At 54.3% G+C, this 17,521-nt stretch carries 12 protein-coding genes; 3 read left to right on the plus strand and 9 right to left on the minus strand.

What is annotated here, in order from left to right:
* Positions 1-150: 150 nt before the first annotated feature.
* Both topA and Q8W22_RS00860 read left to right on the plus strand, forming a co-directional pair.
* On the plus strand, positions 151-2,814 hold the full coding sequence (gene topA / locus Q8W22_RS00855; protein ID WP_303434655.1) for a type I DNA topoisomerase: 2,664 nt from the start codon (positions 151-153) through the stop codon (positions 2,812-2,814).
* Positions 2,815-2,929: 115 nt separating this feature from the next.
* Positions 2,930-3,397, plus strand: coding sequence for a ComEA family DNA-binding protein (locus Q8W22_RS00860; RefSeq protein WP_370694155.1), 468 nt, complete (start codon positions 2,930-2,932; stop codon positions 3,395-3,397).
* Positions 3,398-3,425: 28 nt separating this feature from the next.
* Here Q8W22_RS00860 and Q8W22_RS00865 read toward each other — a convergent pair whose 3' ends face one another.
* The 9 genes from Q8W22_RS00865 to Q8W22_RS00905 all read right to left on the minus strand — a co-directional run bounded on the left by Q8W22_RS00865 (position 3,426) and on the right by Q8W22_RS00905 (position 15,999).
* Positions 3,426-4,115, minus strand: coding sequence for a phosphatase PAP2 family protein (locus Q8W22_RS00865; RefSeq protein WP_305451354.1), 690 nt, complete (start codon positions 4,113-4,115; stop codon positions 3,426-3,428).
* Between the two features lie 82 nt (positions 4,116-4,197).
* A complete protein-coding gene (locus Q8W22_RS00870; protein WP_305451355.1) occupies positions 4,198-4,656 on the minus strand; it encodes a YbaN family protein in 459 nt (152 codons plus the stop codon).
* A gap of 280 nt (positions 4,657-4,936) precedes the next feature.
* Positions 4,937-6,298, minus strand: coding sequence for a DUF2726 domain-containing protein (locus Q8W22_RS00875; RefSeq protein WP_305451356.1), 1,362 nt, complete (start codon positions 6,296-6,298; stop codon positions 4,937-4,939).
* Positions 6,299-6,562: 264 nt separating this feature from the next.
* On the minus strand, positions 6,563-7,738 hold the full coding sequence (locus Q8W22_RS00880; RefSeq protein WP_305451357.1) for a DUF2726 domain-containing protein: 1,176 nt from the start codon (positions 7,736-7,738) through the stop codon (positions 6,563-6,565).
* 641 nt (positions 7,739-8,379) lie between these two features.
* Entirely contained in the window at positions 8,380-9,474 is a 1,095-nt protein-coding gene (gene apbC / locus Q8W22_RS00885) for an iron-sulfur cluster carrier protein ApbC (RefSeq protein ID WP_305451358.1), read from the minus strand.
* Positions 9,475-9,576: 102 nt separating this feature from the next.
* Positions 9,577-11,196, minus strand: coding sequence for an ABC transporter ATP-binding protein (locus Q8W22_RS00890; protein ID WP_305451359.1), 1,620 nt, complete (start codon positions 11,194-11,196; stop codon positions 9,577-9,579).
* A 5-nt stretch (positions 11,197-11,201) separates the two neighbouring features.
* Positions 11,202-12,641: an ABC transporter permease gene (locus Q8W22_RS00895; protein WP_303434662.1), complete on the minus strand. Its 1,440-nt coding sequence runs from the start codon at positions 12,639-12,641 to the stop codon at positions 11,202-11,204.
* Positions 12,641-13,618, minus strand: a complete 978-nt coding sequence (locus Q8W22_RS00900) for an ABC transporter permease (RefSeq protein ID WP_303434663.1) — start codon at positions 13,616-13,618, stop codon at positions 12,641-12,643. The genes Q8W22_RS00895 and Q8W22_RS00900 overlap by 1 nt, the downstream gene beginning before the upstream one ends.
* Positions 13,618-15,999: an ABC transporter substrate-binding protein gene (locus Q8W22_RS00905; protein ID WP_305451360.1), complete on the minus strand. Its 2,382-nt coding sequence runs from the start codon at positions 15,997-15,999 to the stop codon at positions 13,618-13,620. Before Q8W22_RS00905 ends, Q8W22_RS00900 begins: the two co-directional genes overlap by 1 nt.
* Positions 16,000-16,440: 441 nt before the next feature.
* On the opposite strand from Q8W22_RS00905, the gene Q8W22_RS00910 reads away from it, so the two are divergent.
* A complete protein-coding gene (locus tag Q8W22_RS00910; protein WP_305413760.1) occupies positions 16,441-17,520 on the plus strand; it encodes a MoxR family ATPase in 1,080 nt (359 codons plus the stop codon).
* Position 17,521: the final 1 nt, after the last annotated feature.

A 17,521-nucleotide genomic window follows, 5' to 3' on the forward strand; every position in this document is an offset into this window, starting at 1 on the left:
TGCGTAAAAAACGACCTCGTTTTTTACTGTTCATGGCAGAGAATGTGCAGAAGTTCCTTGCTTCAGGCTTGACCAAACCCAGGGGTCTACCTATAAAGTGTCGCCACAACTGGGCTGAGTTAACACGTATTTAAGGGTAAAACGGAGAATATGGGCAGATCGCTGGTAATTGTGGAATCGCCTGCCAAGGCGAAAACCATCAATAAGTACTTGGGTAAGGACTTTATCGTCAAGTCCAGCGTCGGCCACGTGCGCGATTTGCCTACATCCGGTTCCGCGTCAACAAGCGATCCGAAGGAGCGTGCCAAACAGGCCGCCCTGACGCGCAAAATGTCGCCGGAGAAAAAAGCGATCTACAAGGCTCGCAAAGCCAAGGAACAGCTGATCAACCGCATGGGCATCGACCCGGAAAACGGTTGGGAAGCCCACTACCAGATTTTGCCGGGCAAGGAAAAGGTCGTCGACGAACTCAAACGCCTGGCCAAGGATGCCGACCAGATTTATCTGGCGACGGATTTGGACCGCGAGGGAGAAGCCATCGCCTGGCACCTTCGTGAGATTATTGGCGGCCAAGACGAGCAATATCGTCGAGTGGTATTTAACGAGATCACCAAAAAAGCCATTCAAAAAGCCTTTGAACAGCCCTCCGACCTGAATATGAACCGCGTCAATGCCCAGCAGGCACGGCGCTTCCTCGATCGCGTGGTGGGCTTTATGCTGTCGCCACTGCTGTGGAGCAAAATTGCCCGCGGCCTGTCAGCCGGACGCGTGCAATCGGTAGCCGTGCGCCTGATTGTCGAGCGCGAGCGGGAAATCCGCGCCTTTATTCCAGAAGAATTCTGGGAAGCCTTTGCCAACCTCAGTACCGACAGCGGTGAAGTGTTACGGGCGCAGCTGATTCGCTATCAAGGCAAGGAATTCCGCCCCACCAATGCCGCCGATACCCATGCCCTGATCGACCAGCTGAGCAAATTGCCCTTTGCCGTCAGCAAGCGTGAAGACAAGCCCACCAGCTCCAGGCCGGCAGCGCCATTTATTACCTCCACTCTGCAACAAGCGGCCAGCACCCGCATGGGCTTCAGCGTCAAGAAAACCATGACCCTGGCCCAACGGCTGTACGAAGCCGGTTACATCACCTATATGCGTACCGACTCCACCAACCTGAGTCAGGATGCTGTCGCCAGTGTGCGTGACTACATCCAGGACAAGTTAGGGGAGCAATACCTGCCCGACCAACCACGTATTTACAGCAGCAAGGCAGGTGCACAAGAGGCGCACGAAGCCATCCGGGTTTCCGATGTCACCCTGCGGGCCGCCGACCTCAGCAGCATGGAACCGGATGCCCAGCGCCTTTACGATCTGATCTGGCGTCGTTTTGTTGCCTGTCAAACCGCCGATGCCAAATTCACCAGCTCCAGTATTACCACCAGTGCTGGCGATTTCGATTTAAAAACCCGTGGCCGGGTTATCCGCTTTGATGGCCATTTGCGCGTACTGACCTCCGGTGGTGGCAAGGACGATGACGTCTTGCTGCCCGATGTGGCCGAAGGTGATCACCTCAATCTGATTGAGCTGGAACCCAAGCAGCATTTCACCAAACCATCGCCGCGCTTCTCTGAAGCCGCCCTGGTAAAAGAGCTCGAAAAACGTGGTATTGGTCGCCCATCCACCTACGCCTCGATTATTTCCACCATTCAGGAACGTGGTTACGTCAGCCTCAAGGGCCGTCGTTTTTACGCTGAAAAAATGGGCGATATCGTCACCAGTCGTCTGGTCGAAAACTTCGATGACCTGATGGATTTTGGCTTTACCGCCAGCATGGAAGAAAAGCTCGACCATATTGCCGATGGCGACAGCAACTGGACCGAAGTACTGGATAATTTTTACGGCGGCTTCCAGAAAAAACTGGACAGTGCCGGTGAAGACGGTGGCATGCGTCCGAATACCCCGGTCGATACCGATATTCCCTGCCCGACCTGTGGTCGCCATATGCAGATCCGCACCGGCTCCACGGGTGTCTTCCTCGGCTGCTCCGGCTACTCACTGCCGCCCAAGGAACGCTGCACCCAGACGCTGAACCTGATCCCCGGCGAAGAAGCCATCTCCGCCGATGAAGACGAAGAAGCAGAAAGCCGTCGCCTGATGGAAAAACGTCGCTGCCCGATCTGCGACAACGCCATGGACAGCTACCTGCTTGATGAACAGCGCAAGGTACATATTTGCGGCAACAACCCGGATTGCGTCGGCGTTGAAGTCGAAACGGGCCAGTTCAAGATCAAGGGATACGACGGCCCGACACTGGAATGCGACAAATGCGGCAGTGAAATGCAGCTCAAATCTGGCCGCTTTGGCAAATACTTTGGCTGCACCAACAGCGAATGTAAAAACACCCGCAAGTTGCTCAAAAGCGGGGAAGCTGCGCCACCGAAAATGGACCCGGTCCCCATGCCGGAACTGAAGTGCCTGAAAGTCGACGATACCTATGTATTGCGAGACGGCGCATCGGGCCTGTTCCTTGCCGCCAGCCAGTTCCCGAAAAACCGCGAAACCCGTCCGCCACAAGTACAAGAGTTATTAGCTCATCAGGCGGAACTGCCACAAAAGTACCACTTCCTGCTGGATGCTCCGCGAACCGACAAGGACAACAACCCTTCCGTCATTCGCTACAGTCGCAAAAGCAAGGAACAGTACGTGATGTCGGAAGTTGAAGGTAAGGCTACCGGCTGGTCAGCCTGGTATAAAGACGGACAATGGGTTGAAGAAACCAAGAAAAAAGCCTCACCCAAAAAGACGACAAAAGCCGCTGACAAGTAGCGATAAATCGCCCTTTAGACTGAACCGGCGGCTCTTCGGATAAGAGTTTCGCCGGATTCAAAACCGGATAGTTGATTGCTAGTTTGACATCTCACCCCATCAAGGAGATGTCGACATGATGTCATTTAAAACCGATCCGACGACTTCATCATTCCAGCGAACCCTGCAAACCCTGCTCATGGCCCTGTTGTTGGCCACCTCCACCGCCGCCTACAGTGACGCCAGTAGCAACCCCTTCTCCACGACCTTCAGCATCCCCGGCCTTACCGACCTCAGTGGCGCACAACCACCACAACCGCAGAAACAAGGGGCTGCCCTGCTCGCAGTCAACGATAGCTCTGGAAACACGCCCAGTGCCGTTGAAGCCACGACGACCACAGCCATGGCCAGTAAAATCAATATCAACACCGCCAGTGTCGATGCGCTGACGCACCTTCAAGGTATAGGCACCGTCAAGGCCGAAGCCATCGTGCGTTACCGCCAGGAAAATGGCCCGTTCAACAGCATCGAAGACCTCGCTCAGGTACGAGGCATTGGCAGTGCCACCATTGAAAAGAACCGCTGGCTGGTAACGACCCAGTGATGGCTAAACCGTCCACTGACAACGGGGATCAAGCTGTACCCCGTGTTGACTCTAGTTGGCCAATCCGGCTATGCCCCAGCAACCAATAGCTGAACAACCGATAGATGAAGTAACAAATAAATCCGGCAAAAATCGTATCGCTGAGAAAATGCCCGCCCTGGGTAATCCTCACCACACTGACACTGACTCCCACCGCAACCCCAAGATACAGCCAGACTTTACGTCGGCTCCACCAGGCAAACACCATCAGCCAGAACCCCATCGCCGAGTGACCACTAACAAACGACCGGCATTTGCCATGGCACTGATCCGCAATCACAAAGGCTGGACTGAAACCACTTTTGCCGCCAAATTCCACTACCTGCTTTGGCCGTGGCCGCTCAAAACCTTCTTTAAATACATTGTGTACCAGAATGCCGGGGCCAATCAGCAAGGTCAGCAACAGGAACAACCAGACCTTCCTCTGGCTATGGGGCAAACCACGAGACCAGAAGGTCAACCCCAACCCAATCATCAACAAAGGCACCAGGGCATAGGGCAGATAACGGAACAAGCCATACAAGGCCAGATTCACCGGATTGTCCCGATATGGCCAGCTGGCCGAGGCGTCATCGTAAAACCAATGGCTGACCACAAGATCCAGCTCTGGCCAAAGCAAAAAAACCAGCACCAGCAGCACAAAAAGCAACCAGTCAGCATGCTGTTTCAGAAAAAACACGTGTTACCCCTCAACCAATAAATGCGGCGCAAAGCATAGCGGCAAGCACACAGGAAAAGCCATCAAATCCCGTTGCCAGGTATTATTCCAACCTTGATTGATTGCTACCCTGGTGTGGCGCTGTCACCAGCGTCAAAGTGGGTAAACGAAGAATGTACCAACTCACTCCCAGGCCGGTCAGCGACAGCGTGATTTGTACCCAAACAGAGGGCACCAGAACCAGTGCCGTCAACAACAGCGATGCCCACATCAGCAACAGGGTATAAATCTTGGCTTTTTTGGGCATTCCCTTGCCGTCGAGGTAATACAGTACATAACTGCCCAGCTTCGGATGCCCGACCAGCCAATGATAAAAACCCGGCGAACTGCGCACAAAACAGGCGGCAGCCAGTAACAAGAAAGGTGTGGTCGGCAACACCGGCAGAAAGATCCCGACAGTTCCCAACGCCACAGCCACCCACCCCACCGCCAGCAAGCACCAACGTAATACCGGATTGGCAACCTGGCGACGACCCGGCTCTGACGATTCAGGAACAGGCATAAGTTCAACCTCGTAATACAAAACAGTCGAAGATATTGTTGTGGTAATCATGATGTGGCGGAATCCATACCACCGCAATACAACAGTACAAGCCTGGTTGACCGAGGCGGCTGACATCAGATTAAACAACCAGTCCAGCACCAGCGATAACGGCCATAGAGTCGGGCATAACCTTGCTGGAAGCCGGGCCGTCGTCTCTCAGGTCACGGTGAACTGGTTCACGACTGAAAGACAAAGGCGCCGGTGTGGCCAGGGGTTGATAACAGGTGTTACGGACGGTTTATTGCGGCGGCGAAATCGGTGCAACGTAAGGGCATTCAGGTAATTTGGTACAAATCCAGAAGTACTGGCCAGCAAATTCACCCGTTGTCGCCAATGATAGTTTCAGGGGTGACTGACAACGAGGACAGACATTTTTATGTGCTGTCTCTGTCTCTGCCGCAGGAGCCGACGACGTGTCATTCCCGGGAGCAGCAACAGGAGACACAGGAGTCTCAGCAACAGCTTCTGTTGCAGCAGTAACCGCCACAGTCTCTTGCTCATCATCGCCGCTGTCCACACTGGAATCAGGGGCGCTGTCCGGCTCCTCAGACACGCCGTTATCCGCCAGTGTCACGGTGATTTCTTCCTCCTCCTGATAGATATCAGGCGTATCATCAACCGCTTCATGTTCAATTGTTCCTTCATAACCACCGCTATCCCTGGGCAGCAAATAATTCACCTGTTCCCGTATTTCCCTGATGGTATAACCACGCTTCATATCCACCAGCAAGACCGGCAAATTAGCCGATTCTGCCGACTTGCGTAATATCTCGCGCTGAATCTTGCGCAGCCCTTCACGTTCGCCCATACCATCCAGTTCGATAACACCAATTACTGAAAAATCGCGGGCATCACACAAGACAAAATCGAAGCGCTGGGTCGCTAGCTGGTCGGCAGCAAAATAAGAATCTTCAAGGCTCAGGTCGGATCTGGGATTCAGAATATCGGATGCTCGAACCTTACAAAAAATCTCGGTGTTATCCGAAATCGATGTTTTGAGATCACCATAAAACAGACGTTCCAGCGGTGTCAGCAGCGGGCCACCAGCCATATAGGGGTAGTTATCATCATTACGACGGGCTGGTGTTGCCAGCTTGATTTCTTCCAGTGGTCGCCGCAGCGTATCCTCCGGAATAGTGGCTCGCTCCACGGGAGCAACAGGAGCCGCGGGACGTTTCTCTTCAGTGCTGCGGGGGTCTGGCTGTTTGGCAGGAGCAGGACTCTCCGCTTTTGGCTCAACCTCGGCAGGCTCGTTATTCACCGGGGCCGGGCCGGCTTTCGATAACAGCTCTTCGATCGTTGGTGGTACATCAAGCTCGATCTCTTCATCCAGAATTTCATCCTCATCCTTATCCACAGGCGCGGCAGTATCGTTGGACGTGGTTACCGGACCCACAGGAGGTGGAGAGATAAGATCCATAACCGATCCGATTGAAGCTGGCTCGGTTGCCTCAGGTTCTGCAGCTGGACTGGGCTTGGCTTGGGAAGCCTTGGCGCGTTTGCTGGATGCCAGTGCCTGAACCGATACCAGCACCACTGCCACAATCAAGGCAATGAGTACCAAAGCGATCAATAACACCAATATCTCGAGTACATCCATAATCCTGAAACCTCATGACTGACAGCGGAAATGATAGTGATTGTCCAAAGAACAAGAGACCAGAATCACTGCAATCTTGCCAAACCAGGCATACCCGATAACAGTGACCGTCAATGAACAGACAGATAGCTAATTATCATAGCAGAAAGCACAATTTGTTCCTCTCTATGGCACGATTGCGCGACATTGCCAAAGAGATTACCAAAAGAGTCGCTTTCTTTACGCTGTAAAATTCCCGCCAGAGCAGTGCATGAGGCGGCCGGATCAGCCCGTGCCGCGATTCAGCTGTGGTTCATCATGGGCATCAAAAGGCGCGGCATAACGACATTCCGGAAAGGTGCTACAGATCCACAACAACTGACCCACCAATTTGCCGGATTTTGGCGTGTGTTGCACCAGGGGCGCATGGCAACGGGGACAATGTGGTTCGGTAACAGCATGCAGAGGCTTGGCAGCTGGCCGTGGTATGTGCTGATGATGAGAAGTGTCTGCCTCAACAACAGCTTCTGGTGTTGCAGCGGGTTCTGGCACCACAGGTGCCGGGGATGGTGCTGCCGCTACCGCCTCTGCCTCTGCTGCCGGTGTTACAACTGCCGGTTCCGGGGCTGCTGGTGCAGGTTCTGCTGCTGCCGCTGCGGGTGTATCCTCGATACCGGAAGCCAACACACTGTCAGAGCTTTCTTCACTGCCCCATGAGGCAATATCGCTGTCAAAGTCCGAGCCGGTTTCTTCTGGTACCGGATCAGAGATCAGGGAAGACAAAGAGAAAGGATCTTCTTCTTCATGTTGCGGAGCCGCAGCTTCTGGCATCAAATTGGTTTCAGGCAAGACCGGAGACAGCGGCGCCTGCTCGCTCTTCTGAGGCTCGGTTACCGTATGGTCATGATCGGTATTACCAACCAACGCCGGATCGGCAGCCTCGGCCGTCTCAGGAGCCACTTCCGTCTGTTCAGAAAGCGGGCTTTCCAGCGCTCTCAGTTCCTCAACCGACAAGGATTGCTGAACGTCCACCAGGCGCATGTTGACAGCAGCGGACTGGCAAGCAGAGACCAGCAGCTCGTTATTTTGCCGCCGCTCTTTATCTGATTCACCATGATCCAGCCGAATGACACAACGTACAGACAAATTGTCTGGGTCACACAAGACAAAATCGAACTCATTGGGTGCAATACGTTCGAGCAGAGCCTGGCTTACGTCCTGCTTCAGCCCTTCTTCTGGCTGAATAATATCCGCGGCCCGGACTTTACATAAAATCAGTGCCGTATTGTCGTATGCAGACTGTAAAGCCCGATAAAAATCCAGCTCTACAGATGACAGAACCGGCCCTGCGGCTGCATAAGAAAAATGACTGGCTGACCCTTTTCTGGAAGAAATCATCCAGACAATCACGCCCACAGCAAGCAGAATGCCGCCTCCAAGACCAACAATCAGGTAATCCATGTGTATCTCCATATAACACCCGGTACATTAGCAACGGACTCTACAAAAAATTACCGTCAATAAATACCCGGAGCGTGACGTTCCCATGACCAAACAGCCCAAACGCCAAAACAATAATACCAATGTGCTCTGGTCTCCATGCCATCACCACCGCGTAGCACAAAGACCCTCAAAAAGCACCAAACCAGCGCATATAATACACATGGGGAACTATTACGGTTATCCCAATCCTGCAAAAAACAGTAAAAACCTGGCTGAAATCAACGCCTTTGAAGACAGTAACCGGAGGCTCTTTATCATATCGCCGTCGGCAGTCAAACCCGCCTATATCAAGAGTGATCAGTTATTAACCCGGAAGTGAGCCAGCCCTTCAGCCACAATAGGGGACATACGATACTGGCACGATCCGGTATCTATAAACTGATAGGTACAATCGTCTGGAAAAAGGTTGCTTTTTTCACACTGGTGAGACAGCCGCCAGTAACGACAATATATGCCGTACCACGGAAATATGGCTTATCAAAATGGCCAATCGGGAGTTTGATATAACGCCGCGAGCACGACGTTATTGGGGTCATGGCCCGACACCTGACGTATCAGGTATCAGGTATCAGGTATCAGGTATCATATTTTCTGGAACCTTAATCTTCGGAGATACTGATTTCCGGCATCGCTTCCGCTGCTTCACCACCACGAGCCAGTGCTACCGCCAGACGACGGGCAGCATGACGATACATCATCGCCACTTCCGAACTCTCATCAGCGGCCACCACCGGCACACCAGCATCCGATTGTTCCCGGATATAGGTCGCCAGCGGCAAGGAACCCAGCACCTTGGTGTGGTAGGTCGTCGCCAGACGTTCGGCGCCATCCTGGCCAAAGATATGTTCTGCATGACCACAGTTGGAGCAAATGTGCATGCTCATGTTTTCGATCATGCCCAGCACCGGAATCCCCACCTTACGGAACATTTCCACGCCTTTTTTGGCATCGGCCAGGGCAATGTCTTGTGGAGTCGTAACAATTACCGAACCCGACACCGGGTATTTCTGGCTCAGGGTAAGCTGGATATCACCGGTTCCCGGTGGCATATCGATCAGTAAATAATCCAGTTCGCCCCATTGGGTCTGGGTCAGAATCTGGGTCAATGCCCCCGCTACCATAGGGCCACGCCACACCATCGGTGTTTGTTCTGTCACCAGATAGGCCATCGACATGGTTTTGATACCATGGGCTTCTACTGGCACAAACCACTTGTTATCAATGGTGTCCGGTCGTGTGCCATCGGCAACACCAAGCATGATGCCCTGGCTCGGGCCATAAATATCCGCATCCAGCAGACCGACTTTGGCACCGTCCTGAGCCAGGGCAATCGCCAGATTGACTGCCGTCGTGGATTTCCCCACACCGCCTTTGCCGGATGAAATCGCGACGATGTTTTTTACCGCAGCCAGGGATTCACCACCATCATGGCTCTTGTGAGCTTCCACATGCCAGCCCAATGTGACATTGGCGTCATCACAACCATCGAGGTTTTCCAGTGCGGTCGTTAACAGTTGCGTCACACCGCCGCTGAGAAATTCCGACGGATAATCCAGTTCCAGCACCACCGTGACGTTGCCGCCGTTAATCTGGACAGACTGCAAGGCACCGGCAGATACCAGATCCATTTCCAAATATGGGTCGATGTAGCTCGCCAGGGCTTGTTCTACCTGGGCTTGGGTCAGTTGGGACACAACAAACTCCTGAATCGGTCAGACGGTTTACACCGCCAAAAATAAAGAAATGCGTTCTGGTGCTCTAAATGGTGACAATCACACCGAGAAACAAGGTCGTGATTATAAACCCGTACATATAACCGGTGCCGCTGCCAGCAGAGCCTGAGTATAAGAGTCTTGAGGCTGGTTCATCACGCTGGCGCACTCCCCTTGCTCAACCAGGACCCCCTGACTCATCACCGCCACCCGATGAGCCAGATGTGGAATAATCGACAGGTCGTGGGTAATAAACAGATAGCTCAACCCCATTTCTTGCTGCAGCTCCTGCAGCAACGCCAATACCTGACCGCGGATACTGACATCCAGCGCACTGGTGGGTTCATCACAGATAATCAGATCAGGCTCGACTGCAATCGCCCGGGCAATGGCGATTCGCTGACGCTGGCCCCCGGAAAATTCATGGGGATAGCGGTCGAGGTGCTCCACCGCCATACCAACCCGCAGCAACAGTGTTTGCAGCTTGGCTTCACGCTGTTGATGGTCATCGGCCAGGCCCAGACTGATCATGCCTTCGGCAAGAATCTCACGAATGGTCATACGCGGATTCATGGAAGAAAACGGGTCCTGGAAAATCACTTGAATACGTTTGCGGTAAGCACGAAATTCAGCCTGGCTCAGCTGGTCAATCCGCTGGCCGTCGAAAGTGATACACCCCGCATACAGAGGTTCCAGAGCCAGAATGGCCCGACCTACCGTCGATTTGCCGGAACCGGATTCTCCCACCAGTGCCAGGGTTTCACCTTTATGGATCTGGAATGATACGCCATCCACTGCGCGGGTATGGCCTACCACCCGCTGCAGCACACCATGGCGCTGTGGAAACCAGACCTTCAACCCCTCCACCGTCAGCAACGGCTCGGGGGTGGTCAATGGCTGTCGGAAGTCACGCCGTGGCAACGAGTGAATCAGCTGGCGACTGTATTCGTGTTGCGGCGACACGAAGAACTCATCACCAGGACGGTATTCCAGAATCTCACCATGGCGCATCACCGCCACCCGGTCGGCCATTTCCGACACCACACCCATATCGTGAGTAATCAGCAAGACCCCCAGTTTCCGGGCGCGACGGATCTGGTTCAGCAAATCCAGAATCTGCTTCTGGATGGTGACATCCAGTGCAGTGGTCGGTTCATCCGCTACCAGCAGCTCCGGCTCACAGGCCAGAGCCATGGCGATCATTACTCGCTGCTTCTGACCGCCGGACAACTGATGCGGATACCAGCTCAGACGCTGGCGAGGGTCAGGAATACCAACTTCTTCCAACAGATTGATAACCGCTGTTTTTAGCGCCGCACCGGTCAGACCCTTGTGTAAAACCAGTACTTCACCAATCTGTTGCAACAGGGTTTGTACCGGATTCAGCGCACTTTGCGGCTCCTGAAAAATCATCGCTGCGCGATAACCCCGAACCGCATTCATCTGCCGTTCGGTCCGTTCAAACAGATTATCGCCAGCCAGCTCAATCACACCGCCGGTGATACTCAGGGTATCGGGCAACAATCGTAAAATGGCCAGTGCCGTCAGCGATTTGCCGGAGCCACTTTCCCCGACCAGCGCCAGGATTTCACCGGCGTCAATGCTAAAGGAAATCCCGTTGACCATCGGCTGCCGCTGGGCTTGCCGGGCATTGACCAAGGCAGGTAATTCGATCGTCAGATCACGTACAGTTAACAATGACATTGCCACTACCCTGCCGACCGGGGGTCAAATGCATCACGAACCTTGTCGGCGAACAGGTTAGCGGCCAAAACCAGAATAAACATCAACACAAACGCGGCTGCCACCGACCACCACACCACTGGCTCACGGGACAATTCTGCCCGGGCTTCGTTAATCATATTGCCCCAGCTGGCCATCGACGGATCAACCCCGACCCCAATATAGGACAGCACCGCTTCAGCCAGTACAAACCCGCTGAAGTCGAGCACCAACGCAATCAGAATCAGATGGGTCACATTGGGCAGGATATGACGGCCGATAATACGGCCATGCCGCACCCCGAAGGCCCGCGCCGCCTGCACATAATCCAGCTGGCTGACCTTCAGGGTTTCGGCCCGCAACAAGCGACACAGCCCGGTCCAGCTGGTCATGCCAAGAATGAAACACAACGCCAGGAACTTGAAATCTGCCCGTTCCGTGGTGAGCTGGAACTGTTCGGGATGGGTTTCGATATACACATCAATCAACAGCACCGAAGCCGCGATCAGCAAAATGCCCGGAATCGAACTCAGGGTGGTGTACACATACTGCACCAGATCATCCACCCAACCGCGGAAATAACCAGCCGAAATACCCAGCAAAATCGCCAGTGGCAAGGTCAACAGAGTAGCCAATGTGCCAATCAGAACCCCAGTCCGAATGGCTTTCAATCCCTGATACAACACATCCTGGCCAACCTTGTCGGTGCCAAGAATATGGTAATACTGGCCCAGCTCCAGCACCCAGCAAGCGCCTACGACCAGCACTCCCAGGGTGATATAAATTGTTTTCCATGGCAGCACAGCCCCCATGTCGTCACTCTTTAGGCCACAGCCCTGTGCCGTGCAGCGTAAACGCCATTGCCAATGCAGGATCACCAGGGCAGCCATTATTGCCACCCCCGTCAGAACAGACTTGAGAGAGCGCTGCCATACATCGGCCGCAACACTGTCACCCTCTTGCAAGTGACTGCCCGCATGGGCCAGCCGAGGAAACGCCCGCACGACGTTGCCGTCGTCCGAGGTCTGGTTTTCACGGGCAAACGAGTAAATCGAAAACGGTTCGGAATAGGTGGTTTCATCCTGTCCGTGTAACCCTGCCAGCACCGCATCCAGGACACTTTTAACTTCCTGGCTGTAGTGCACCACTGGCTCGGTCATGGTTTCCGAAGCCGGCTCTGCAACAGACCCGGACGTAGCAATGGCGGGTAATGGCTCGCGGTAATGTAATGAATCCAGCAAGGCCATCAGGACATAAAACAAAATCACCAGAAACGCCGCCGACCCGATACGGGATACAAACACCGAACGCCAGCGCCCTCTGGCCAGAGGGTCCCTGGCCAACTGCACAAAAAACAGTATCAGTGCAGCCACCAGGGCAAAAATCAATAAATCACTCAGCAAAACAACCGGTTGAACAGCCAGCATTACGACAACCTCACGCGTGGATCAACCAGGGTATAGGAGATATCGGTCAGAATCAGACCGATGATATAAAGCACCGATCCCAGAAATACCATACTGCGCACAATGGCAAAATCCTGCGCCTGAATGGCATCCAGGGTATAGCTGCCCAGGCCGGGGATACCAAAAAACGACTCGGTCAGCAGGCTGCCCATAAATAGCGACGGAATCACCACCACCACACTGGTCAGAATCGGAATCAGGCCGTTGGGCAAAATATGCCGGAACAACACGGTCAGTTCAGGCACCCCCTTGGCTCGGGCAGTACGCACATAATCCTTGTTGGCTTCTTCCAGAAACAGGGTGCGGTACAAACGCGTACCGCCGCCGATACCACTGATCACCCCGATAATCACCGGTAATATCAGGAAACGAACAGCGTCGATGCCCGCCAGATAACCGGAGATCGGCACCAGATTCCAGGTTTTGGCAAAAAAGTACTGCCCGGCAAATACGTAAAACACCCCGGAAATCGACATCAGCACCACACAGGCCACCATCGCTGCAGTATCAAACAGGCTGGCGCGAAACATCACTACAAACAGCGCAAAGGCGATATTCACCGTCAGCCCGACGATAAAGGTCGGCAACGCCACCGCCAGGCTGGGCCACATGCGCTGCTGGATATCATCACCAATGGCACGGCCTTCGTCGGATTTACCAAAATCCAGCACAAACAGGCGCATCGATTTATCAAAGAAAATGGTATCCGTCAGCAATCCCTGACTGTCGTCCCGATCGTTTATAAACAGCGGTTTGTCATACCCCCGTTGTACTTTCCACTGCTCCACCGCCTGTGGATCAATATGTTTGTCGCCCAGTTGCACCAGTGCCATCTGGTCGGGAGAGTTGACCACAAAAAACAGCGCAAAGGTCAGTACGTTCACCCCAACCAGAATCGGCACGGCATACAGCAAACGGCGGATAATATAAGCCAGCATCAGTGTTGCCCTCCGGTAGTCGCCCGCGATCCGGTTATCACTCGAGCCTGTTGCCGCCGCTGATAAGCACGATAACCGGGGATCATTAACAGCACGACCAAAGCCGCCACCAGCATCAACGGCCACCACACCGGCCGGTTACGCTCTGCCCGGGCCTGTTGCCGTTCAGCATTATCAATGCCGTAATATTTCAGTACTGCCTTACTGATGCCGTGAGCCTTGGTGTTCTTCACCCAGGGATTGTTCAGCACATAGGAGTGGGGATGCCAGCCTGACGCCCAGGGCGCATCGTGATGATAAATCGCCAGCATTTGCTTGATAATGGTCATACGCTCGGGAGAATCCGGCATCAGTTTCATCGCTTCGAACAAGCGGTCGTAATCGGCGTTGGCATAGTTGCTGGAGTTCACCCCGGCACCGCCAGTCACTACCTGGCCATTGGCGCTGTATAACAGGAACAGGAAGTTTTCCGCATCCGGGTAATCGGCGATCCAGCCCCACTGGAACAACTGGGCATTACCCGAGCGCATTTTTTCCTTGAAGCGGTTGTAATCAGTACCGCGGATATTGAGCTGGATACCCAGTTTCTTGAACTGCTTGATCATCCAGATTTGCATGGCACTGGCACTCCCCCCACCACTGGGGGTATCCAGATTCAGTACCAGCGGCTCACCGGTAACGGCATCACGACCGCCAGGATAACCGGCTTCGGCCAGCAAACGCCGGGCTTCATCCAGTGATTTGCGTACCGGTGCACCGGCCGTTTTGGAGCCAGTCAAACGAGCGTTGGCGTCCCAGTCGAAAACATAGGGATTCATCCCTTGTGGCCCCGACTGATAACCAAAAATCCCGGGAGAAATCGGGCTTTGTGCCACTTCACCACGGCCATTGGCAAAAATGGAAATGGCCTCTTCCTGGTTGTAGGCAATAGCAATGGCCTGACGTAATTTACGCGCCCGCGCCCGCTCCTGCTGCAGCGGATCAGGAGCCGTATTCATGTCAGCACCAGCAGTATCCGGCGAAGGCAAACCACCCACCACAGGGTCCAGCATATTAAAGGCCAGATAATAGGTACCGGGCACCACTTCGATTTCCATCCTGATACCCATATCCTGCATTTCCTGACTCAGATGGATGCCCGCAGCACCGATTGAGATTGCCTGGTCAAAACTGTCGCTGGCAATGCCAGAGCGATCGTAATAGCCCTGCAAGAATTTGGTCCATAGCGGGATCGATTCTTTTTCCAGCCGGTACACCGCCTTGTCAATCAATGGCAAGCGAGCACCGGCGGCATCCAGCAATCCGGCTGCTGCGTCACCGGGCTCACCTTCGGCGGGATAAAAGTCGTCGCGGTAATTGGGGTTACGCTGCAGGATAATGGCTTCGTTAGGATCGTTTTTGGTCATCATGAATGGCCCGGTACCCACCGGATACCAGTCCAGCACAATATTACGGTCGGCCAGGCCGGGCTGGTGATAGAACTCGTCCACCAAGGCTGGCAGCGGCGCAAAAAAGTGCATCGCCAGCCAGTATTTGAACTGCGGGTATTTGCCATTCAGGCGCACGCTGAACTGGTAATCACCCAGCTGCTCGACGCCGGATAACGGGTAATTATCCAGGTTCAGCCAGCCGGTTTGTTGATAACGCTCGTCACTGTCGGCCAGTTGCTGCCGGGCAGCAGTCACGGTATCGGCAAAATCGGCCATGCCGACAATGTACTCCGCCAGCAATCCCCGAATCGGGGATAGATTGGCAGGGTCAGCCAGCCGCTTGATCTGATAGATGTAATCGGCGGCAACCAGTTCACGGCTATCGTGCTGATCAAAATCATCCAGCCCGAGAAAACCGGCGCTGTCGGCGGCCGTCTCAAACCGGTACCGCGGCGTGCCATCGGCATTCCGGGCAAACGCCGGGTGCGGCTGATAATAAATACCCGGCTTGAGGGTAAACACATAGGTACTGAACGCCAGATCCTCGGCATCTTCTGCAACCGGCTCCCCATCGGCATTGCTGTACACGATCTCGGGCAGGCCAGTCAGGGTATTGGCTTCCAGTTGGTATGGGCGCTTCAGATAATGGTATTGCAGCGGCGGATCATAGATCTGGTCGATAAAGCGGCCTTCGTCGGAGCTGTAGGAGCGGGCCGGGTCAAGGTGTTTCGGGCGTTCGGAGAAACTGGAATACAGTACGATGTCATCCGCGTCTTCACCTCCGGGATGGGGGCTGTTAATGGCACTGTCAGAGCAACCAGCCAGACTGGCCAGCATGGTGACGGCCAGCATGATCGCTCCCGCAATGCGCCGATGCCGGGACCATAATCCCATTGCATCCAGTACGCTGGTCGTCTTGCCCGTCACCGACTTCAACCGATAAATCGCCATAATCATCCGCTAGAAAAAAACCTGCCACAGTGTGCCATCAAATCAGAAACAGGCAAGTATCCCCCCTGAAGCGCTCGATATTCTGTCTGAACAGTCGATCAATCAATATTCAGGGGCCATTAATGGCTTCAACCGCCACTTCACTGACCATTACTTGCGCTGCCTCACAGTACCGCCTTTGCGCCGCATGGCGTGCTTGATTAGTATTCCTGCCCGGGCGCCAGCATAAACAGGCAACAGAGGGGGCAAAATGTTTCCAGGTCATGAGAAAAAAGCCTGCGGTCACCCCATTACCGGTTATCCCCATGCCCTGCGCTCACGTTGTCCAGCTCATGAACACGGATCACCGACCAGCACCCAGTCAGACACCCGGCTTTGCCAGGATCACGACATGTCGACTGTGTTTACATCCAACCGCTTATCCATCCAAGGAATTTGTCTGTGAGTAACCCCGCCCTCTCCCTGCAGCAACTACACAAAAACCTCGCCAAAGTCATCCATTGTCAGCCGCAGTCATTGCTGTTCACCCTTACGACTCTGCTGTGCCGCGGTCACTTGCTGATTGAAGATGTGCCGGGGTTGGGGAAGACCACACTGGCCCGGGCGCTGGCCAAATCGGTACAGGTGGATATGCGGCGTTTGCAGTGTACGCCGGACGTTATGCCGTCCGATATCACTGGGGTATCGGTGTTTAATCCGCAAGATCAATCCTTCCATTTGTCACCTGGGCCGATTTTCACCAACCTGCTGCTGGTCGACGAAATCAACCGGGCCACCCCCAGAACCCAGTCAGCCTTGCTCGAAGCCATGGCTGAAGGCACCGTCAGTATCGATCGTGAGATCCATGCCTTGCCGGCTGTCTTTATGGTGATTGCGACCCAGAACCCGGTGGAGTTCAGCGGGACTTACCCGCTGCCAGAAGCCCAGCTGGACCGCTTTTTTATGCGTATTTCACTGGGCTACCCCAGCGAAGAACAGGAACTGGGCATCCTGCAAGCACAACTGAGCGGTCATCCACTGGATACACTCGAGGCCGTGATGTCAGACAAAGCGCTGCAAGCATTACAAGCCCATTGTGAAAAAATCCCCCTCAGCGAAGCACTGCTGGGTTACATCAACCAGCTGGTACGTGCCACTCGTGAACATCCCAAAGTGCAGCTGGGAGCCAGCCCCCGGGGAGCACTGGCACTGATGCGGGCAGCCCGAGCCATGACACTGTTAACCGGCAAAAAACAGGTCACGCCCCACACCGTGCAGCTGCTGGTTGATCCGGTGCTCAGTCATCGGCTGATATTCCGCAACCCCGGCATGAACCAAGCGGAACAACGTCAGGCATTCTGGGATGACCTGCTGGCACAAATACCGGTACCAGACTTTGCCAGCACCCCCCAAACCCAGGCACCAGCCGCAGAATCATCCTCCGACCAGACCAGGGAAACGGAGAGCAAAACCACCCAAGACACCAACACCAACACCCCCAGAGGCAGAGTCAAAGCCCGCCCTGGTAGTGAGAGCCGCTGAT

The sequence above is a fragment of the Oceanobacter sp. 1_MG-2023 genome (assembly GCF_030689025.1).
Taxonomy (GTDB): domain Bacteria; phylum Pseudomonadota; class Gammaproteobacteria; order Pseudomonadales; family Oceanobacteraceae; genus Oceanobacter.